The organism is Holdemania sp. 1001302B_160321_E10 (assembly GCF_015552275.1).
Lineage (GTDB): Bacteria > Bacillota_I > Bacilli_A > Erysipelotrichales > Erysipelotrichaceae > Holdemania.
The window spans coordinates 34,691-55,673 of the sequence record NZ_JADNEM010000024.1 but is presented as its reverse complement, the minus strand read 5'-3'; the positions used below and the strand labels follow the sequence as shown (position 1 = coordinate 55,673).

The 20,983-nt window shown below is 52.5% G+C and carries 20 protein-coding genes; 17 read left to right on the top strand and 3 right to left on the bottom strand.

Annotated elements, in window-relative coordinates; translation table 11 throughout:
* The first annotated feature begins 66 nt into the window (after positions 1-66).
* From I2D94_RS13715 to hemW, 5 genes are all read left to right on the top strand, one after another.
* Positions 67-249 (top strand): hypothetical protein, encoded by a 183-nt coding sequence (locus tag I2D94_RS13715; protein WP_195397318.1) that lies wholly within the window; start codon positions 67-69, stop codon positions 247-249.
* Between the two features lie 4 nt (positions 250-253).
* Positions 254-526, top strand: a complete 273-nt coding sequence (locus I2D94_RS13710) for a hypothetical protein (RefSeq protein WP_195397317.1) — start codon at positions 254-256, stop codon at positions 524-526.
* A 68-nt stretch (positions 527-594) separates the two neighbouring features.
* Positions 595-1,206 (top strand): hypothetical protein, encoded by a 612-nt coding sequence (locus I2D94_RS13705; RefSeq protein WP_195397316.1) that lies wholly within the window; start codon positions 595-597, stop codon positions 1,204-1,206.
* 309 nt (positions 1,207-1,515) lie between these two features.
* Positions 1,516-1,788, top strand: a complete 273-nt coding sequence (locus tag I2D94_RS13700; protein WP_195397315.1) for a MazG nucleotide pyrophosphohydrolase domain-containing protein — start codon at positions 1,516-1,518, stop codon at positions 1,786-1,788.
* Positions 1,766-2,878, top strand: a complete 1,113-nt coding sequence (gene hemW, locus I2D94_RS13695; RefSeq protein WP_195397314.1) for a radical SAM family heme chaperone HemW — start codon at positions 1,766-1,768, stop codon at positions 2,876-2,878. The genes I2D94_RS13700 and hemW overlap by 23 nt, the downstream gene beginning before the upstream one ends.
* 73 nt (positions 2,879-2,951) lie before the next feature.
* On the opposite strand, the gene I2D94_RS13690 is transcribed toward hemW, so the two are convergent.
* Positions 2,952-3,806 (bottom strand): NAD(P)-dependent oxidoreductase, encoded by an 855-nt coding sequence (locus I2D94_RS13690; RefSeq protein ID WP_195397313.1) that lies wholly within the window; start codon positions 3,804-3,806, stop codon positions 2,952-2,954.
* A gap of 238 nt (positions 3,807-4,044) precedes the next feature.
* Between I2D94_RS13690 and rpsO the strand changes: the two genes are divergently transcribed.
* Positions 4,045-4,311, top strand: a complete 267-nt coding sequence (gene rpsO, locus I2D94_RS13685) for a 30S ribosomal protein S15 (protein ID WP_072683460.1) — start codon at positions 4,045-4,047, stop codon at positions 4,309-4,311.
* A 181-nt stretch (positions 4,312-4,492) separates the two neighbouring features.
* On the opposite strand, the gene I2D94_RS13680 is transcribed toward rpsO, so the two are convergent.
* Positions 4,493-5,737, bottom strand: coding sequence for a cation:proton antiporter (locus I2D94_RS13680; protein ID WP_195397312.1), 1,245 nt, complete (start codon positions 5,735-5,737; stop codon positions 4,493-4,495).
* Positions 5,738-5,851: 114 nt separating this feature from the next.
* On the opposite strand from I2D94_RS13680, the gene I2D94_RS13675 reads away from it, so the two are divergent.
* On the top strand, positions 5,852-6,745 hold the full coding sequence (locus tag I2D94_RS13675; protein WP_072683458.1) for a LysR family transcriptional regulator: 894 nt from the start codon (positions 5,852-5,854) through the stop codon (positions 6,743-6,745).
* On the opposite strand, the gene I2D94_RS13670 is transcribed toward I2D94_RS13675, so the two are convergent.
* Positions 6,721-7,602: a LysR family transcriptional regulator gene (locus I2D94_RS13670; protein ID WP_072683457.1), complete on the bottom strand. Its 882-nt coding sequence runs from the start codon at positions 7,600-7,602 to the stop codon at positions 6,721-6,723. The genes I2D94_RS13675 and I2D94_RS13670 overlap by 25 nt on opposite strands.
* 106 nt (positions 7,603-7,708) lie before the next feature.
* Between I2D94_RS13670 and I2D94_RS13665 the strand changes: the two genes are divergently transcribed.
* The 10 genes from I2D94_RS13665 (at position 7,709) to trmB (ending at position 20,966) form a co-directional block, all read left to right on the top strand.
* Entirely contained in the window at positions 7,709-9,427 is a 1,719-nt protein-coding gene (locus I2D94_RS13665; protein WP_195397311.1) for an ABC transporter ATP-binding protein, read from the top strand.
* Positions 9,424-11,157, top strand: coding sequence for an ABC transporter ATP-binding protein (locus tag I2D94_RS13660; protein WP_195397310.1), 1,734 nt, complete (start codon positions 9,424-9,426; stop codon positions 11,155-11,157). The genes I2D94_RS13665 and I2D94_RS13660 overlap by 4 nt, the downstream gene beginning before the upstream one ends.
* A 444-nt stretch (positions 11,158-11,601) precedes the next feature.
* Positions 11,602-12,234, top strand: coding sequence for a TetR/AcrR family transcriptional regulator (locus I2D94_RS13655; RefSeq protein WP_195397309.1), 633 nt, complete (start codon positions 11,602-11,604; stop codon positions 12,232-12,234).
* Positions 12,231-12,935: an ABC transporter ATP-binding protein gene (locus I2D94_RS13650; RefSeq protein ID WP_072683453.1), complete on the top strand. Its 705-nt coding sequence runs from the start codon at positions 12,231-12,233 to the stop codon at positions 12,933-12,935. Before I2D94_RS13655 ends, I2D94_RS13650 begins: the two co-directional genes overlap by 4 nt.
* Before the next feature lie 2 nt (positions 12,936-12,937).
* Complete coding sequence (locus tag I2D94_RS13645) at positions 12,938-16,315, top strand: FtsX-like permease family protein (RefSeq protein ID WP_195397308.1); 3,378 nt, start codon at positions 12,938-12,940, stop codon at positions 16,313-16,315.
* Positions 16,312-16,572: a GIY-YIG nuclease family protein gene (locus tag I2D94_RS13640; protein WP_072683451.1), complete on the top strand. Its 261-nt coding sequence runs from the start codon at positions 16,312-16,314 to the stop codon at positions 16,570-16,572. The genes I2D94_RS13645 and I2D94_RS13640 overlap by 4 nt, the downstream gene beginning before the upstream one ends.
* 211 nt (positions 16,573-16,783) lie before the next feature.
* The gene (locus I2D94_RS13635; RefSeq protein ID WP_072683450.1) at positions 16,784-17,350 is read left to right on the top strand and encodes a hypothetical protein; all 567 of its coding nucleotides are present in this window, start codon (positions 16,784-16,786) and stop codon (positions 17,348-17,350) included.
* A gap of 177 nt (positions 17,351-17,527) precedes the next feature.
* Positions 17,528-17,899 (top strand): desulfoferrodoxin family protein, encoded by a 372-nt coding sequence (locus I2D94_RS13630; RefSeq protein ID WP_195397307.1) that lies wholly within the window; start codon positions 17,528-17,530, stop codon positions 17,897-17,899.
* A gap of 175 nt (positions 17,900-18,074) precedes the next feature.
* Positions 18,075-20,270: a polyribonucleotide nucleotidyltransferase gene (gene pnp, locus I2D94_RS13625; RefSeq protein WP_195397306.1), complete on the top strand. Its 2,196-nt coding sequence runs from the start codon at positions 18,075-18,077 to the stop codon at positions 20,268-20,270.
* Between the two features lie 54 nt (positions 20,271-20,324).
* Positions 20,325-20,966: a tRNA (guanosine(46)-N7)-methyltransferase TrmB gene (gene trmB / locus I2D94_RS13620; protein ID WP_072683447.1), complete on the top strand. Its 642-nt coding sequence runs from the start codon at positions 20,325-20,327 to the stop codon at positions 20,964-20,966.
* Positions 20,967-20,983: the final 17 nt, after the last annotated feature.

Below are 20,983 nucleotides of genomic sequence, written 5' to 3'. Positions count from 1 at the left end.
GATTGAACATGACTGTGCAATCGATTACGGAATTGAAGTCCTGAAGGACTAGAGGAGGAAATTAAAATGGAAGACATTAAGAAACGTATCTCCAAGTTGGTCGATTTAAAGTCGATCATCTCCATCATCATGGTGGCTGCAATGGTAGCCGGCTTTTTTCGCAGGATGGTCTCTGCTGAGCAGTTTGTTCCACTGGTTACGATGATCGTAACCTTTTATTTCGCTAAGCAGGACAAGCCGAAGGAGTAGCTTCATGAACGAATGGGCCATTGTTGGCGTGCTTGCCACGCTTGTTACTTTGTTTATTTCACTGGCAACTCCGATGATTAAGTTAAACACGGCGATCACAAAACTGACTGCGGTTGCGGAACGGCTGGAAAAAGAGTTCAGCGATTTTACAGAAAAGAATTCTGCCAGCCATCGCCGGATCTGGGAACACAATGAAGCTCAGGATGAACGGCTGACTGAGCATGATCTGCAGCTTGCTGATCATGACAACAGAATTAAACAATTAGAAGAAAAATAACAAATACCCCACCTTCCTTTGCGGAGGGTGGGGCTTTTTTTGGTATAATACAATAATGGAGGATGTTTATGCGAAACCACGAAGACGAGAAAGAAGCAATCAGAATACTAGAATCCGTTTTTCCAGAATTGAAAAATTGTAAATTTGAGAAATTGGATAGACCAGATTTGCAATCGAAGACTCACGATATAGGAATCGAGGTTGTTCAAGCAATTCGGGAAAAAGATATGAAGCTTTGGTCATTAGCAGTCAAATACTGGGAGAAAGAAAATAAAGACAAAGATAAAAGATTTAATGAAATGAAAAACGTAGGATGGGACGAAGAAACAAAAGATGCATTAGATAATGGAATATTATGTTATAAAGGTGATGATGGATATTGTGGGAGATTAATCAACAAAGATATAAGTGTATTAAAAGAAAGAGTGCAAAACAAACTTAATAAATTGAATGGAGATGGATATAGAAAATTCAAAGAAAATGACTTGTTTATATATTGTGAATTAGCGGGCAATGAAGATATGTTTACAGATATTATGAATGATATCAATAAAATTATGAATGAATATGAGTGTAAATTTTCAAAAATCTATATTCATGCTATAGATAAATTATATGTTTTTGATTTTGGATTAAACATTATAACAAAACATGAAATACCAGCAATCATTAACTTTTGATTCAAAATTCTTATTTCATAGGTTTTCTTTGCACAGTTTTTAGAAAAATATCTGTAAATTGATCTTTTTTCTTTTTTTTGATATAGTTTATAAGCTTCATAAAAAAATTGCCTGTATGTAAATAAAAATCACACTCCGCAGGAAGCGTTCATGGCTGTCCTGTCGATGGACGACGATAAATAAAAACAGGCCGGCGGCAGGCGAACCTCAGCGATTGGATCATCCTTTCACAGGTTTCAGCGCCCCGCCTGTTTTTTTGATTGATGGGTTTAAAAATAGGAATGAGCGAAGAAAGGTCAGGGGAGAGTTATGGCAATATCAGATGAAATCCAACAGCTGCGGATCGACTGCGGCTGGGATCAAACCGACACGCCGGCGATTTTAGCCAAGTCGGTTTTTGCCGAAGCCGGGGAACTGCTGGAATGCTTTATTCAGACCGAGGAAACGCCGGACTGGGACGCCGTGAAAAGCGAGGTCGCCGACGTTTTGATATACGCGATGTCGATCTGCATTGATCAGGGATGGGACGCAGAGGAAGTCATCCGGGAGAAGTTTGCCGATGTGCGCCGCCGCTACCTTTGAGAATCGCGCGCTGTATGTTCACATTCCCTTTTGTCAGGGAATCTGCGCGTACTGCGATTTCACCCGCGTGCGCTACCACGCCGGACTGGCTGATCAGTATTTGACGCAGTTGGCCAGAGAACTGGAAGAACGGGTGCCCTGCAAAGGTATGGAAACGGTCTATATCGGCGGGGGCACGCCGACCGCTTTATCGCTCGATCAGCTGCGGCGGCTGCTGGACTTGCTTCAGCCTTATCTTCAAGGGGCGGCGGAGGTCACAATCGAAGCCAATCCGGAAGCGATCAGCACAGAACTGATCGAAATTTTGGTAAAGGGCGGGATCAACCGGATATCGCTCGGCCTGCAATCCTGCGACGATGAAATTCTGAAGCAGATCGGCCGGCGGCATACATTCGCTCAGGCACGTCAGGCGGTGCGGCAGCTTCAGCAGGCCGGCTTGACGAATATTTCCTGCGATCTGATCTACAGCCTTCCGCGTCAGACGAGGGCGCAATGGAAAAAAACACTCAAGGACGTCCTGTCGCTGAACATTCCGCATTGCTCGCTGTATGCGCTGACGATTGAGGAACACAGCGAATTCGGCCGAACCGGTCAGCGGCCATTGGACGAGGACACCGAAGCCAGCATGTATTTTGAAGCAGTCCGGGTTTTAACCGAGGCCGGTTATCAACATTATGAAATATCCAATTTTGCGAAGCCCGGCTATGCGTCGCGGCATAATCTGCATTATTGGAACTATGATGATTTTTACGGCGTCGGGTTGGGCGCCAGCGGGAAGCTGAGTTCTTTTCGTTATGACAACACGCGCAATTTTCAGGAATATTTTAAAGGACACTGGATCGGGGAAACGATCGAACTGTCGCGGCGGGATCAGATGTTCGAAATGGTGATGATGAATCTGCGCACCGCATGGGGGTTATCGCTGGCTGACTTTGAACAGAAGTTCGGGTTGCCGCTGAGCGAGGTCTACCCGGATGCGGTGCAGAAAGGAATCAGGCAGGGCTGGCTCAGAATGACGGAGAACCGCCTGATGCCGACCGAAGCCGGTATGGCGCTTCTAAATACGGTACTGGAGGAGTTTCTGGATTAAGAAACTTCTTTTCCATTGAGGTCAAGATGATCCACTAAAAAACCTCCGGAAACATCCGAAGGTCGAAAAGAAGCTATTTTTCGTAATGCTTGATGATGGCCTGAGTACCCAGATCGCCCTCGCCCTCATCCTGCATCTGTTCGTACATGGAAAGCACGATTTCCAGCACCGGCAGCTCTACGTTCTGCGCTGTTGCCGCTTCCTTAGCCAGCCGCATATCCTTGATGAAATGCTTGATGAAGAAGCCCGGATTATAATCCTGCTGCAGCATCTTGACGCCGTTGTTGCTCATCTGCCAGCTGCCGGCCGCGCCCTTGCTGATGGCTCCGAGCAGTTTTTCCGGATCCAGACCGTTCGCCTTGGCATAAACGATCGCTTCCGCCACTGCGCTGACCGTGCCGGCGATTGCGATCTGATTCGCCATTTTGGTATGCTGGCCGCAGCCTGCCGGTCCCATCCGCAGCACCGATTTGCCCATCTTGTTGAAATACGGCAGGCAGGCGTTAAAATCCGCTTCCTCGCCGCCGACCATGATCGACAACGTGCCCGCCGCCGCGCCGCTGTCCCCGCCGGAAACCGGCGCGTCCAATACGCGGATCTGATGCTCTTTTCCCTGTTGATGAAGCTTCACCGCCAGCGAAGGGGAGGATGTCGTCATATCGACCGCGATGGCCCCCGGCTTGGCCGCTTTGAAGATTTCATCATAAACTTCTTCGACATCTTTCGGGAAACCGACGATCGTGAAGATCAAGTCCGCATCCTTGACGGCCTCGGCAACGGAATAAGCGACCTGCGCGCCTTTTTCCTTTAATGCTTCCGCTTTGGCGGCCGTCCGGTTGTAGACGGTGACCTCATCGCCCTGATTCAATAAATGGGAAACCATAGACTTACCCATGACCCCGGTTCCGATCCATGCAATTTTACTCATCGTATCACCTCTTGTCCTATTATACCTTCATCCGGGGGCAAAACACAAGCATTGCTCCCTGTGTCCTGACTGCGCCCTCTGGCTCCTAAACCGCTTCATAAAGCAGGATCAGATGAAAATAAGACTTGTCAAGCAGGGGATGTTTATGCTATGATTAACACGCTGTTGAACTGGGATGCACGATGACTCCGTCGGCACGCTCGGTCCATCAGGTCTTAACGATATAGGAGGAAAACACATGTTAAGTAAAGCAGAAAAGACCGCGATCATTAAAGAATACGCTCGTTTTGAAGGCGATACCGGTTCCGTTGAGGTTCAGGTTGCCGTTCTGACAGCGCAGATCAACCGTCTGACAGAACATTTAAAGGAACACAAGAAGGATTACCATTCCACACGGGGTCTGATGATGATGGTCGGCCGCAGAAGAAAGTTCTTAGCTTATCTGCGCGACACGGATATCAACCGTTACCGTGATCTGATTCAGCGCTTGGGCCTGAGAAAGTAAGGATGAAGACAGCGTTTCACGACGCTGTTTTTTTTATGCTTTCTGTCTGATTCGATTGGCGCCACCCGATTGCGAGGGTTGTATTTTTCACGGAAGAGGGCGCTGAAAACAAGGCAAAAGAAAACGGGTGGAAGCGAAGGGGATAACCCCAGACGTTTCCACTCGTTTCTGGTTAAGAGAGTCAGACCGCGGCCTGATGAGAATGTTTGTGATGGGCAGGATGCAGATTTTCTTTGGGAATGGAACCGGATAAGATTAACGAGGTCTTCGCGCACAGCGGGCCGATGATTTCATACAGGATCGCCGTCGACAGGATGACCGTGGACAACAACGTTCCATATTCGCCAGGCAAGATCCGCTGGCCCAGAGCCGCTAAACCGATCGCGACGCCGGCTGACGGCACCAGTGCCAGACCGAAAGTTTTTCGCGTCGTGGCCGGCGCCTGGATCAGGGAACAACCGATCCATGAACCGATCAGCTTGCCGACAATGCGGAAGAAGAAGAACCCCAGACCGATCAAGCCGACATACCGCAGCGCCGGAATATTCAGATTCATGCCGCTGACGACGAAGAAGATCGTCATGATCGGCGGGGTGAAGCTGCTGACCTGATCGAACAGCTGGATATCCTTGGATAAATTCAGATAGGCCGCGCCCATTGCCATGCAGCACAACAGCGGCGAGACATCCAACGCGGTGCACAGCGCGCTCATAATTAAGATCATCGACACCGCGATGATCAGACGGTTATCATCGGAACGTTTTTCCGTAATCATCTTATTCATGATCAGACCGCATCCGATGCCCATGACCACCGCTAAACCGTTGGTTAAGACCGGCTCGATAAACACCATCAGATTCATCGCCGAGTGCTGAACCAGCGCTTCCGCGATCGCCGCGCAGACGCTGAAGGCAAGAATGGATACCGCATCGTCCAGCGCGACGACCTGCAGGATTAAATTGACGAAATCGCCCTTGGCCTGATACTGCCGGATCGTCATGATCGTGGAAGCCGGCGCGGTCGCCGATCCGATCGCCCCCAACAAGAGCGCGAAGGCCAGCGGCTGGCGGAAGATCACAACCATCACGAAGATGATGACTACCGCGGCGATCAACGCTTCGCAGCACGTCAGGATCAGGATATTGATGCCGTTGCGCTTCAACTCATGAAACAGAAAGTAGCGGCCGACGCCGAAAGCGATAAAGCCCAGCGCCACGTCGGTGACAAAACCGAGGCTGTTGATGATTTCCGTCGGGATCACGTTGAAGCAGAACGGCCCTAACAGCACGCCGGTCAAAATATAAGCTGTCACATTGGGCAGCTTCAGCAGCTTTGTGATCCGGGTTAACAGAAACCCGCTTAACAAAATAATCGCCAGACACAGCCCCAGCTCGGAATTGGGCTGTAAATTAAATGAACTTAACATCGTTTGAATTCCCCCTTGTCGTTTCCTACTTGATTATATGGATCAAAGAGGATAAAATCAAATTATGAATATTTTGTATATTATAAATATATTTAATAATAGGAGGATGACCTGATGATTGATCCCAAGATTAAAACATTGCTGGCGTTAGTGGAATGCGGCAATTATACCAAAACGGCGAAACAGCTGGCTTTAACGCAGCCGGCGATCACCCATCACATCAAACTGCTGGAGGAGGAATTCGGCATTAAGATTTTTTATAAAAACCGCCGTCAGCTGGTTCCGACCCCGGAAGGCGAGGTGCTGATCAAGTATGCACGGCGGGCTTACGCGCTTTCCGAGAATCTGCGCCAGGCGTTAAGCGACGTCCGCAGCCAGGTGAAAAGCCTGACGCTGGCCATCACGCCGACCGCCCAGAACAACATCGTACCGCATTTATTTGCGAAATACTGCAACGAGCATCCTAACGTTCATATTAATATTATTACGGATAACATAAATAATATTTATAATAAACTCAAAATGTACGAGGCGGATCTGGCGATCATCGAGGGCAATATCACCGCCCCGCATTTCACTTCCATCCTGCTGGACACCGATTCGCTGTGCGTAGCCGTTTCGGTCAATCATCCGCTGGCCAAAAAGCAAAGTGTATCGCTGAGCGAGCTGCGGAATGAAAACTTCATTCTGCGTTCCTCCAGCGCCGGTACCCGCAGTCTGTTTGAAAGTCATCTGATCTCACAAAATTTAAGCATCCATGATTTCAACGTGATCATGGAGATCGACAGCGTCGTCGTGATCAAAGAACTCGTCGCTTCCAACATGGGCGTTACGATCATCTCGAAAAATGCCTGCCGCAGTGAGGTGCAGAAGAAAAAGCTGGTGACGCTGCCGATTGAAAACATGACGATGGTGCGTGAAATCAACATGGTGTATTACCGGGAATTCCGGCATCCGGAAATCCTGCGCGATATCCAGGCGATCTATACGTCAACCTTGGAATCCTGACGGAGAAAATCCAGAAACAACGCGGTCGCGGCGGAAAGCGGCCGCTTTTTCGACCAGATCAGACACGTTTTGGTGACCAGCCGTTCGCAGGCGATCGGCTTGACGGACATCTGCGTCAGATCAATGAAGCCGGCGGAGGAATAGGGCACGATAGCCGTGCCCAGTCCGGCCTGCGCCCATTGGATCGAAGTCCGGGCATCGTCATTAAGACAAAGCGGGGAAGGCGTGAAGCCTTCCTTTTCGCATTCCTCCGCTAACAGGGCCGCGAAGCGGCGGTAATAAACCAGCGGCTGATCCTTTAACTGCCGGATTGTGATCTGATCATCTGGAAATTGATCCGTTTCCCGCCGGACGACGACGGCCAGCGGATCGGCGTCCAGCTCCAGGACGTGAACCGAAGCGTCGTAAAAGGGCGTGCGCACGATCGCGGCTTCAATCAGGCCTGCCGCCAGTTTGTTCAACTGTTCAAACGTATTGCCTTCGTCGATCTGATATCGCATTTTCGGATGCCGTGCAGCGAAACGGAAAAGTCTTGGATATAATAAGGAAGCGGCAGAGGAGGAGACCGCGCCCAGGCGCAGGACGCCCCCCTGTCCCTGGGCATAGCCGGTGATCTCCCGGCGCGTGTCTTCCGTCAGGCTGAGAATGTCCAGGGCCCGCTGATAAAAGCGCTCGCCGGCCGCGGTGAGTTGGATCCGCCGTGCTCCGCGGAAAAACAGCGGCGTTCCGAGCTCCTGTTCCAGCTGCTTCATCGCCACGCTGAGCGGCGGCTGGGATAAGTTCAGCGCGGAAGCGGCCTGTAAGATGCTGCCATGCTGGACAACAGCGACATAATATTCGAGCTGACGCAGTTCCATCGTGATCCTCCTATATGATTTAAGTATAGTTTATATAGTAAACCAATATTTTTTCTATATCAAGGGCGCTGGTATAATAAGTGAAGTCTGAAAGGAAGAAGTTTGTATGAAAACGATTGTTTCGTATTTCCGATATTTTAAAAAAGAACTCGTGTTCGGCCCGTTGTTCAAGCTGGCGGAAGCAATTTTTGAATTGTTGGTGCCGTTGGTGATGGCCCGGATCATCGACGTTGGCATCGCGCAGAAAGATCTGGCTTATATATTGCGCCAGGGCGGCGTGATCGTCGGCTTCGCACTGGTCGGCATCGCCTGTTCCCTGACGTGTCAGTATTTTGCGGCGCGGTGTTCGCAGGGGATGGGCACGGAGCTGCGGCGGGCTGTGTATCATCAGATCAATTTATTCTCGGCCCAGCAGGTCAGTCAGTTTTCTTCTTCGTCGCTGATCACGCGCTTAACCAACGACGTCAATCAGGTCCAGCAGGCCGTCGCGATGTTGATCCGGCTGGCGATCCGGGCGCCGTTTCTGGTGCTGGGGTCGTTGACGATGGCGATGGTGATCGATCGGACGATGGCGCTGATCTTTCTGGCGGCGATCGTCGTGATCGCTTTGGTTTTGGGGGTGTTGATGACGTGTTCTTCGCATTTTTTCAAGGCTGTGCAGCGGCAGCTGGACAGGATTTCGCAGATTACGCAGGAGAACCTCGAAGGTCAGCGCGTCATCCGCGCATTCTCGCGCCAGCAGTTGGAAACGCAGCGGTTTGACGAAGCTGCCCAGGCGAGCTATCAAGCGTCAATGCGCGTCGGCTGGATCAGCGGCTTGTTTAACCCGGCAACGCAGATTGTCATCAATTTAGGCATTGTCGCGCTGCTTTACTGCGGCAGCTTTCAAGTCAACAGCGGCGCTTTGAGTCAGGGCAACCTGGTTGCGCTGGTCAATTACATGACGCAGATGTTTCTGGCCTTGGTCGTTCTGGCCAATTTGTTTGTAATCTTCACAAAAGCCGCCGCCTCGGCCGGCCGGATTGAAGCGGTCTTGAAAACAGAGCCGGCGATCATTGGCGGAATCACGGAGCTGTCAAAGGATAAGGATGCTGTGCTGGTGATGGATGAGGTCAGCTTTGGTTACAGCGAAGGGGAAAGCGCGATCGAACAGATCAGCTTTACAATTCAGCCGCGCCAGACCGTCGGACTGATCGGCGGAACGGGCTGCGGCAAAAGCACAATCGTGCAGCTTCTGCCGCGGCTGATCGATCCGACAGCGGGCGAGATCCGGCTGGGTGGAGTGCCGCTGAGGGAATTTTCATTAGCGGACCTGCGCCGTCAGATCCGGATTGTACCGCAGAAGGCGGTGCTGTTTTCCGGGACGATCCGCGAGAATCTTCGCTGGGGCAATCAAGACGCCGATGACGCGGCGTTATGGCAGGCGCTGACGCTGGCGCAGGCCAGAGATTTTGTCGAAGCTATGCCGCAGGGACTGGATACGCTGCTGGTACAGGGGGGCAAGAATTGTTCCGGCGGTCAGCGGCAGCGGTTGTGCATTGCCCGCGCGCTCGTGGGCCGGCCATCTCTGTTAGTGCTGGACGACAGCACCAGCGCGCTTGATTATCAAACCGACGCCCGGCTGCGGCAGTCGTTAAAAAAGATTGAGGGCAGTCCCGCGGTGCTGATCGTATCTCAGCGGATCGCCTCGATCCGGCACGCGGATTTCATTCTGGTGATGGATCAGGGCCGGCTGGTCGGCCAGGGGACGCATGAAGAATTGCTGGACACCTGTGCGGTGTATCAGGAAATCGTCCGTTCACAGACGAGGGAGGATCAACGATGAGTCAGTCAGCTTTATTGCGGCGCTTACTGCGCTATGTAAAACCTTATAGCTTGCTTTTGGCAATGGCGCTGGTCTTCGCGCTGCTGCAGGTTGCGATGACGCTGAGCGCGCCGGTGATCATCGGTCAGGCGGTCGATGCGATCGTAGCGGCGGGGCAGGTTGATTTTATCCGGGTCACTCAGACACTGACCGCGCTGGCGGCCGTTGTGATTCTGGCCGCGCTCTTTCAGCTGTTGATGACCTGCTGCACCAATGTCTGCTGCTACCGGACGATCCGGGATCTGCGCATGCAATGCTTCGCGCAGTTTCACGCGCTGCCTCTGGCGACGCTGGATAAAACGCAGCAGGGAGATTTTATGAACACGCTGGTCAACGATATCGACGTGATCTCCGACGGTCTTCTGCAAGGCTTCACACAGCTGTTTACCGGCGTGATCACGATTGTCGGCACGCTGGGCTTCATGCTTTCGATCCATCCGGGAATCACGCTGGCCGTCGTGCTCATCACGCCGCTGTCCTTTGGCGTCGCTTCATTCATCGCTTCCCGCAGCTCGCGCTTGTTTAAGCAGCAGGCGCGGATCAAGGGCGAGCTGTCCGGATTTGCCGAGGAACGGGTCAACGGACAGAGCCTGGTCGCGGCCTACAATCAGCAGGCAGTTTCGGAAGCGGCCTTTGATGAAATCAATCAGCGGCTTAACCAGGTTGGCACGCAGGTGCAGTTCATTTCTTCCCTGACCAATCCGTGCACGCGGTTCGTCAACAATCTGGCCTATGCCGCCGTCGGCATCATCGGAGCCCTGACGGCGCTGGGCGGCGGCATGAGCGTCGGTCAGCTGACTTCGTTTTTAAGCTACGCTTCGCAATATACCAAGCCGTTTAATGAAATCAGCGGCGTCGTTACCGAGCTGCAGGCCTCCTTAAGCAGCTGCGAGCGGGTTTTCCATCTGCTTGATCAGCCGCAGGAAAGCGATCAGGCAGATCAGGGGTCAGGAAAACAGGGCCGCGGCGAGCTGCGGCTGGAGCATGTGTCGTTTCGTTATCAGGCAAACGAGCCGCTGATCGAGGATTTCAATCTCACGGTCAAGCCGGGTCAGAAAATTGCGATCGTCGGCCCGACCGGCTGCGGCAAGACGACGTTGATCAACTTGTTGATGCGCTTCTACGAGATTGGCGGCGGGGTGATCCGGCTGGACGGCGTGGACACCCGCACGCTCAGCCGCCATGAGCTGCGCGCCCATTTTGGGATGGTGCTGCGGGACTCCTGGATCTTCCGCGGCACAATCCGTGAGAACATCGCTTACGGCCGGCCTGACGCTTCGCTTGCGGATGTGGAGAAGGCCGCCCGGCAGGCGCATCTTGATTACTTTATCCATCAGCTGCCGCAGGGCTATGATACGCTGCTGGATGAAACTGTTTCGCTGTCGCAGGGACAGAAACAGCTGCTGTGTATCGCGCGGGTGCTGCTTTGCGATCCGCAAATCCTGATTTTAGATGAAGCGACCAGTTCGATTGATACCCGGACGGAGCTGTTGGTGCAGTCGGCGTTCGATCAGATGATGCAGGGCCGCACAAGCTTCATCGTCGCTCACCGCTTGTCGACGATCGAACAGGCCGATCGGATTCTTGTGATGAATCACGGTCAGATTCTGGAACAGGGCAGCCATCACGAATTATTGAAGCAGGGCGGCTTTTACAGTCAGCTCTACAACAGTCAGTTCGCGGGCGAATAAACCGGATGGTCCGATGCTGAAGGGGCGCGAAACGCAGAGCCGCCTGTTCGCAAGAATCATTTTGCAAGCTTGATTTAACGTTCTAGAATCAGGGAAAGAAGATCTCCCGCAGGATGAAGCATCCCGCGGGATTTTTCATTTAAACGTTTCTAAGGATGAAGGAAGTCTGAAATCCGGATTTTGAATAAGGCGAGTCCTCTGTCTTATTCATTGGCTTAAACAAGCCGGTGCTGAGCAATACCGGGGGCGATTTAAAAAAATAAGTCGGGACAGAATCGGCGATCTGGACTAAAACAAGGAGCATAAACTAAAAGGGTCAGGATCAAAATTTCAGAAAATTTTGAATTTGGACACCCGGGAAGATCTGTCTATTTTTAAACGATTGACAAAGCCAGTGAACAACCGTATATTATTAGTAACTGGAATAATGAACGGAGGTTTACTATGGCGCAGGTATTGAAAGAAATCCAGCGGGATAAAATTCTGGAAGCCGCCAAACAGGAGCTGCTGCAATATGGCTATCGGGATGCTTCGATGCGCCGGATCGCCGCGCAGGCCAAGATGACGGTCGGCAATTTATACCGCTATTTTGAAAGCAAGGATCAGCTTATTCAGGCGATCACCTCGCCGGCGCTGACACAGCTGGATCAGTTGGTGCGCAGTTTGACGGATGATCGGATTTCGCTGAACCAGACCAATACGGCGGTCGGTTTATCCATCGGCGAGCTGCGGCCGAAAATTGACCGGCTGGCTTTGGATCTGGCTGAGCTGTCGGTGCGGATGCCGCAGGAGATGCGGATTTTAATGCTGCACAGCGATCTGAGCGAACAGATTTCAAGCTGGCTTGTTTCCTTATTGGAAGTGCTGGCTAAAGAGTGGGCGCTGTTTCCATTCAACCGGGACGCTGAGTTTCACGCGCTGTGCCGGATGTTTTCCGCGTCGTTGTTTCAAGGCGTGCGCGAAGTCTTTTCCCAAGCTGGCGAACTGGATCAAAACCAGCTTTGCGAGGTGCTGCGGATTTACTTCGGTTTGTTTTTGAGCATGTTCAGTCCGGCTGCGAAAGGAGATCAACAATGAGCGAGTTTATTGAGTTCCGGGACGTCCGGAAAGTGTATAAGATGGGGGAAGTGGAGATTCCGGCGCTGGACGGGGTCAGTTTCCAGATTAAAAAAGGTGAATTTGTCGTGATTGCCGGTGCTTCCGGTGCGGGCAAGAGCACAATTTTGAATATTCTGGGTGGGATGGATACCTGCACCAGCGGCGAGATTCTTGTCGATGGCGAGGAAGTGTCCAAGATGGATGCCCGCCAGCTGACGACCTACCGGCGCTACGACATTGGTTTTGTCTTCCAGTTTTACAATCTGGTGCAGAATCTGACTGCCCGCGAGAACGTTGAGCTGGCCGTGCAGATCTGCAAGAATCCGCTGGACGTCGATCAGACGATCGAGGCGGTCGGCCTGCGGGAGCGGCGCAACAATTTTCCCTCCCAGCTTTCCGGCGGCGAGCAGCAGCGGGTTGCGATCGCCCGGGCGCTGGCGAAAAATCCGAAGCTGTTGTTGTGCGATGAACCAACCGGCGCGCTGGATTATCAAACCGGCAAGGCAATCCTGAAGCTTTTGCAGGATACCTGCCGCGAACAGCAGATGACCGTCATCGTCATCACGCACAACCTGGCCCTGACGCCGATGGGCGACAAAGTCATCCGCGTTAAAAGCGGCAAGATCCGCTCGATTGAAGTCAACGAGCATCCGAAGCCGATTCAGGAGATCGAGTGGTAGGCATGCGCAGTCCTTTATTGAAAGACACGTTGCGGGAGATCCGGAAAACCAGGGGCCGGTTTTTCTCAATCTTCGGCATCGTCGCGATCGGCGTCGCGTTTTTCGCCGGCGTTCTGGCTTCCGCGCCGGATATGAAATACACGGCCGACCGCTATTTTGACGATTACAATTTAATGGATTACCGCGTCGTTTCCAATTTCGGCATCACCGAGGACGACGTGCGCCAGCTGCGTCAGGTTGCGGGCGTTCAAGGCGTTCAGGCCAGTTATACGCAGGATGTGATCACCCGGATCGGCTCAAAGGAGCTGGTGCTGAAAGTTCACGCGCTGGATTTGGAGCATCTTGATCCGCAGGATCCGGATTATATCAACCAGCTGGTCGTGACAAGCGGGCGGCTGCCGGAAAAAAGCGGCGAATGCGTCATTGAGGATGGCAAGATCGTCGTGTCCGGCATGAAGATCGGCGATACGATCAAGATCGAAAGCGGCACTTCCGATCCGCTGGATGACAGCTTCAGCCGCGATACGTTCACGATTGTCGGAACAGTCAACACGCCGTACTACCTTTCCTACGAAAAGGGCACAAGTACGATCGGCTCCGGCAGCGTCGATACCTATGTGTACGTGCCGAAAAACGATTTCACGATGGAGGTCTATACCGACGTCTATCTGACAGCCCGCGGAGCGAAACCATACAACAGCTACAATCAGGACTATTTCGACTATCTGGAGCCGTTAAGCGAAACGCTGACGACGCTGGGCAGCGAACGGGCAGAGCTGCGCCGGCAGTCGATTGTCGACGAAGCGATGAAGGAATATACGGATGGACAGGCGGAATACGACGAAGCGCTGACGACATTCAATACCGAGATTGAAAAAACGGAAAAAAAGCTGCAGGAGGGCAAGGACGAGCTGTTAGTCGGTCAGGCGACGCTGACTTCAAGCAAGGCGATGGCCGAAGCGCAGCTGAAACAGGGTGAAGCGCAGATCGAGATGATCCAGAAACAAATTGATACGCTGGTCGCCACCTACGATGAAAAGAAAAAAGAATATGAAACCACTAACGCTCAGGCGCTGGAACAGAAAGCGGCGCTGGAAAGTCAGATTGCTGAAAAACAGAAAAATCTGGCGGACAAGCAGACCGAGCTGGCTCCGGCTGAGCAGGAACTGAACGAGCAGACGCAGAAACAACTCGACTTAACTACCCGTCAGGTGGAGCTGGAAACCAAAAAAGCGCTCAATCAGACGGATCCGGAGAAATATCCGGCGCTGAGTGAAGAGGAAGCGGCTGAGCTGGAAAAAATCCCCGGTGAGCTGATTCTGGTCAATGCCCGGATCACGGAACTGCAGGGTGAACTGGCCGTGTTAACCCAGCTGGAAACCGAAATTACGACGGCGCAGGCGCAGCTGGATCTGATCAATCAGGGACTGGAAGTCTCCGAAACAGTGCTCAAGACGATCGACGAACAGATCGTCTCGGCCAATGCCCAGATCGAGCAGCAGCGCCAGACGCTGGTGCAGGCCAAGGCGGAAGCCGATAAGCAGATTGCCGAAGGAGAAGCCAAGCTGAAGCAAGGGCAGAAAGAAGTCGCCCAGGGTGAAATTGATCTGGCGCTCAACAAAGCGGAAGGTGAAGCAAAGCTGGAGGATGCGCGCGAGGAGCTGGTACTGGCGAAGAATAAGATCGAACAGATCGAACAGGGCAAGTGGTATATTCTCGACCGCCAGTCGCATTACAGCTATATGGATTACAAGGGCGCCGCCGACCGGATGGCCGCGATCGCCAAGGTGTTCCCGGTGTTCTTCTTTTTAGTCGCGGCGTTGGTCTGTCTGACGACGATGACCCGGATGGTCGACGAACAGCGCTCGCAGATCGGGACGATGAAGGCGCTGGGCTATACGACCGGGCAGATCGCGTTCAAGTATGTGTTCTACGCCGCCTTTGCGAGTCTGACCGGAAGTCTGGTCGGGCTGGCTGTCGGGTTGTTTGCTTTCCCGGCGATCATCTATACTGCCTGGCTCATGATGTACGTGCTGCCCCCGGTCAGCTTTACGCCGCAGCTGTCGCTGATGATCGGCTCTACCGCGGCGTCGGTACTGGTGACGACGCTGGCGGCGTTTGCGGCCTGTTATAAGGAATTGATTGAAACTCCGGCGCTGCTGATGCGGCCGAAAGCCCCAAAGCTGGGCAAGAAGATCCTGATCGAGCGGATGACGTTTGTATGGAAGCGCTTCTCCTTCACTTCCAAGGTCACCGCGCGCAATCTGTTCCGGTACAAAAAACGCTTCTTCATGACGGTGCTGGGCATTTCCGGATGTACGGCGCTGTTGGTCGCCGGCTTTGGCATCAAGGATTCGATCAGCCGGATTGTCAATTCCCAATTCGGCGAAATCTTCCAATATCAGGGGATCGCATCGCTGCAAAAAGATCTGGATGAGACTGAGAAGCAACAGGTCTTCGATCAGATTTCCAGCCTGGACATGATCGACGATTCGCTGGATGTGTACCAGTCCAACGCTGTCGTCTACCAGGGCAATGACAGCACGGAGGTGACGCTGGTCGTGACCTCCGATCCGGAGCGGTTCCGCGATTTCGTGTCGCTGCATCCCCGCAAACAGCCGCAGGAAGAGCTGCGGCTGAAGGATAGCGGCGTGGTGATCACGGAGAAAATGGCGAACGACATGAATCTGCATATCGGCGACACGATCGAGCTGGAAAATGAGAAGGAACTGCGCCGGAATGTCGAAATTACCGGGATCGCGGAAAACTATCTCAACCATTACGTGTACATGAACGCCAACGCCTATAAAGAAACCTACGATCTGCGTGCCCAAAGCAACGCCGTTTTCCTGAAATTCAACCCCCAGATTGACGACGCGGAGCAGCGCAGCGGTCAGGAACTGTTAAAGAATGAGAAGATCAGCTCGCTGTCGTTTTATACCGGGATCAAGGATAACTTCAACAACATGATCCGCAGTCTGAATTATATCGTGCTGGTGCTGATCATCTCCGCGGGGATGCTGGCGTTTGTCGTATTGTACAATCTGACCAATGTCAACATCAGCGAACGGCTGCGCGAAATTGCGACGCTGAAAGTGCTGGGCTTTTATAACAAGGAAGTCAACACCTATGTTTATAAAGAAAATATCATCCTGACCCTGATCGGTTCTCTGCTCGGGTTAGGGCTGGGCAAGATTCTGCATTTGACGATCATGGTCGTGGTCGAGCTGGACAACATCATGTTCGGCCGCGTCATCCTGCCGCAGAGCTATGTGATTTCCGTCCTCATCACGATGCTGTTCGCAGTGATCGTCAATCAGGTCATGAAGTCCAAGCTGCGTGCGATCCCGATGGTGGAATCGCTGAAATCGGTGGAATGATGAGCGCCTGGGTCTATATTCTGGAATGTGCGGACGGCAGCTATTACACCGGCTGGACCAACGACGTCGAAAAACGCTTCGCGGCGCATTGCGCAGGCCGGGGCGCCAAATATACCCGTTCCCACCCGCCGGTGCGGGTGGCCTATGCGAAAGCGTTTATTGATAAATCCGCCGCGCTGAAACAGGAAGCGGCGATCAAGAAGCTGACGCGGGCGCAGAAAGCGGCGCTGATCGCGGAAGCCGAGTCAGAAAAATAGGCAATGCCGGCTGCCGAGGCTGTGGGGTGAGCCTTGCCAGTTTTGAATAACAGGAAAGAGATTGCGCGCGTTTCCTGTTCTCTTCCTCATGTTAAAAAAATTGACAAATAATGTGAAATGTTTATCAAATTAACTGGAAAAGCGGTTGAAAAAGACTATAATGAAGACAGAAAGAGATCTTCTGACAGAAGGTCGCAAAGGAGGAAGTTCGATGAAACAGGTCATGTACGGCATTAAAATCGTGGATGTCAACGATTTTGGCGGTTGGATTGGCTATGAGCCTGTCAAGCAGGAGCTGGCAGACGTCCTGAATCATCATCTGTATCTGTTTTTCCAGAATGAGTATCATATCCGTCAGTTTGCGGAAGGGAGAAAGTTTGTCATCAACGTCAACGACGAGGACTTTCAAAAAGTCATCGGCAATGCCAGAATCTTGAAAGCGGTCGTTGAGATCGGCACTCCGTTAAGCATGAACGGCTACGCAGTCAGCGCCCCGGCATACGCCCGCAACGTCGTCAAACCGCTGAGCCGGCTGACGCATTTTATCCCGGAAGAGAAGATTTATACGTTTGCGGATGAGGAATACAAGACGCAGAAGACCGACTTCAATTACATTGCCGATCTGATGCGCCGGACTTCGATCGAACAGGTCAATCAGCTGATCGGCGGCATTTCTTTCGTCAATCAGAATCTGCTTTATCATTACCCGCATTATTTCATTCTGGGCGACGATCAGATTCAGATTCAGGACGATAATTACCAGATCGCTGGCGCATAAGGAAAACCGCGGACTTTCCCTTTGGGGAAGGTCCTTTTTTTACTTGACAGCGGGGAAGATTCAAGCTGGCGATGAAACCTGCTTTTGTTCGGATCCGAAAGATCGCGGGCATATTCGTTGCACGTCTGAGCCTTTCTTAGTACAATGAACTCATCAAGTCAAAAGGAGGACTGTTGAATGAAAATTTTACGATGCAACCACTGCGGAAATATGACCTATGTTCTGCACGATTCATATGTACCGATGATCTGCTGCGGCGAGGAAATGCACGAGCTGATCGCCAACACCACGGAAGCGGCGCTGGAGAAACATCTGCCGGCGGTCACTGTGAACGGAGGCAAGATCGAAGTCGTTGTCGGCAGCGTTGAGCATCCGATGACCGATGCGCATTATATCGAATGGATTTTGCTGGAAACGGACAAAGGCGTACAGATCCGCCATCTGACCCCGTCCGATGCACCGAAGGCTGTCTTTGAGATCGGTGAAGGCAAGCCGCTGGCGGTTTACGAATACTGCAACCTGCACGGTCTGTGGAAGACTGAACTTTAAAAATAACGCAGGAATCGCTCCCCGCAAGGGGGGCTTTTTCTTTGTTTTGGCGTCAGCCATATTTCCCCGGTTGAGAAAACCTCAAAAAATGGCGGTATTTTGTCTTAAACTATTCTATGATTTACGCAGAAACTGTGATAAAATTGTAAAGGTTAACATTTAATGAGGTGAACAAATGGCGAAAGAGGTATTTACATTCGACTTCTGCGGCCGCAATCTGACGATTGAAACCGGAGAAATCGCAAAACAGGCAGGTGGAGCTGTCGTAGTCCGTTACCAAGATACAGTAGTGTTGTCAACCGCTACTGCCAACCATACTCCGAAAGATTCAGACTTCTTCCCGCTGACGGTCAGCTTTGAAGAAAAGCTGTATTCCGTCGGTAAGATTCCAGGCGGCTTTTTACGCCGCGAGGGCCGGCCGAGCGAACATGCGACGCTGACCGCCCGGATGATCGACCGTCCGATCCGTCCGCTGTTTGCGGAAGGTTTCCGCAACGAAGTTCAGGTCGTCAACACGGTATTGTCCGTCGATCAGGACTGCTCGGCGGAAATGGCCGCCATGTTCGGCGCTTCCTGTGCGCTGTGCATTTCTGACATTCCGTTCAACGGTCCGATCGCCGGGGTCATCGTCGGCCGCGTTGACGGCAAGTTTGTGATCAATCCTTCCGTGGAGGAATCGGAAAAATCCGACATTCATCTGACGGTTGCCGGAACCAAGGACGCGATCAATATGGTCGAGGCCGGGGCGAAGGAAGTCAGCGAAGAAGAGATGATCGACGCGCTGATGTTCGGTCACGATCACATCAAGATGCTGTGCGAATTCCAGGAACAGATCATTGCAAAGTGTGCGAAGCCGAAGATGGAAATCAAGCTGGACGTCGTGCCGGAAGAAATCAAGGCGGAGATCGACGAATTGGCGAAAGCACGTCTGATCGAAGCAGTTTCGATCAAGCTGAAGCTGGAACGCTACGGCAAGATCGACGAGATTACCGACGAGATGGCGGCGCTGTTCGAAGCCCGTGAATACGCAAGCGAAAAATTGAAGGATAAAACAGTCAAGCAGGTCCGCGCTTACTGCACGGAAATCGTGGCGAATGAAGTCCGGCGTTTAATTTCCGAAGAAAAGATCCGTCCGGACGGCCGTGCTGTCGACGAACTGCGTCCGTTGAATTCGCAAGTCGATCTGCTTCCGCGCGTGCATGGCTCGGCGATGTTTACCCGCGGTGAAACGCAGGTGCTCTCGGCTTGTACCTTAGGCGCGCTGGGCGACAACCAGATCATCGACGATCTGACGGAAATTGAAACCAAGCGGTTCATGCATCACTATAACTTCCCGCCGTATTCCGTCGGGGAAACGGGCCGGATGGGCTCTCCGGGACGGCGTGAAATCGGGCATGGCGCCCTAGGTGAAAGAGCGCTGTCGGCGGTCATTCCAAGCGAGGAAGAATTCCCATACACGATCCGGTTAGTCGCGGAAGTGCTGGAATCCAACGGTTCCTCCTCCCAGGCTTCGATCTGCGCCGGCACGATGGCGCTGATGTCCGCGGGCGTTCCGATCAAGGCGCCGGTCGCGGGCGTGGCGATGGGTCTGATCAAGACCAGCGACGAGCATTACACCGTATTGACGGATATTCAGGGCATGGAAGATCACTATGGCGATATGGACTTCAAGGTGGCGGGTACGCCGAAGGGGATTACCGCGCTGCAGATGGACATCAAGATCGACGGCATCAACCGCGCGATTTTGGAGGAAGCGCTGGCGCAGGCCAAAAAAGGCCGCGCTGAAATCATGGCGAACATGATGGCGGCGATCAGCGAACCGCGTCCGGAGGTCAGCCCGTACGCACCGAAGATGTACCGCATGATGATTCCGGTCGATAAGATCCGCGAAGTCATCGGCACCGGCGGCAAGATGATCAATCAGATCATCGCGGACTGCGACAATGTCAAGATTGATATTGAAGACGATGGCTCGGTTGTCATCTATCACAGCGATAAGAATGCGATCATGAAGGCGGCAGATACGATCAACCAGATTATCCGCGAGGCCAAGGTCGGGGAAATTTACGACGGCAAGGTCGTCCGGCTGGAGAAGTTCGGCGCGTTTGTCGAGCTGTTCCCGGGCACCGACGGTCTGCTTCATGTATCGAAGATTGATTACAAGCGGATTGAAAAACCGGAAGATGTGCTGAAACTGGGCGACGTCATCAAGGTCGTCGTCACCGAGATTGACGAGAAAGGCCGCGTCAACGTTTCCCATCGCGACTTGATGGAAAAGCCGGAAGGCTGGGACGAAGAACAGCGGGCGAAACGGGCTGCGCGCGATCGCCGGGATGGCGAAAAACGCGTGTTCCGGAAGCGAGAACAATAAGCTGACAGCGGGTCAAATCTGATCCGCTGTTTTATTCCAAAGGAGGATCCGACAATGAGAATGCGAAAAAAATCCTGGGCAGAACCCTTTTTAAAGGAAAATACTGATTTTGTTATCGAAAAACCGGAAGAACGGGCTGGTCAGTGGCACAAACTGCTGGACTGTTCCCGATTGCGAATTGAGATCGGCAGCGGCAAGGGCGATTATTTTACCAGAATGGCTGCGATGAACCCCGAAGAAGGCTGGATCGGGATTGAGAAAGAACATAACGTCGCCGCGGTGGCCGTAAAAAAAGCGTTGGCCCAGCCGCATGAACACATGGCGTTCATCGCTCAGGATGCCGATCAGATCAGCGCCTGGTTTGCCCCGGGCGAGGTCGACGTCATCCATCTGAACTTTTCCGATCCGTGGCCGAAAAGCGGTTATGCCAAGCGGCGGCTGTCGCACGCCCGGTTTTTAAAGCAATATGAAACGCTGCTGAATGAAAACGGCCAGGTGATCATGAAAACCGACAACCCGAAGCTGTTTGAGTTTTCCCTGACAGAATTTTCCAAAGAAAACTGGCGGCTGTGCGAGGTCAGCGTCGATTTCCGCCGTCAGCCCCATCCGGAAGACGCGATTACGGAATACGAACAAAAATTCATGGACCTGGGCCAGCCGATTTACCGCGCAGTTTGGCAGAAGAAAGCCATTTAAAAAAACAGGGAAACATG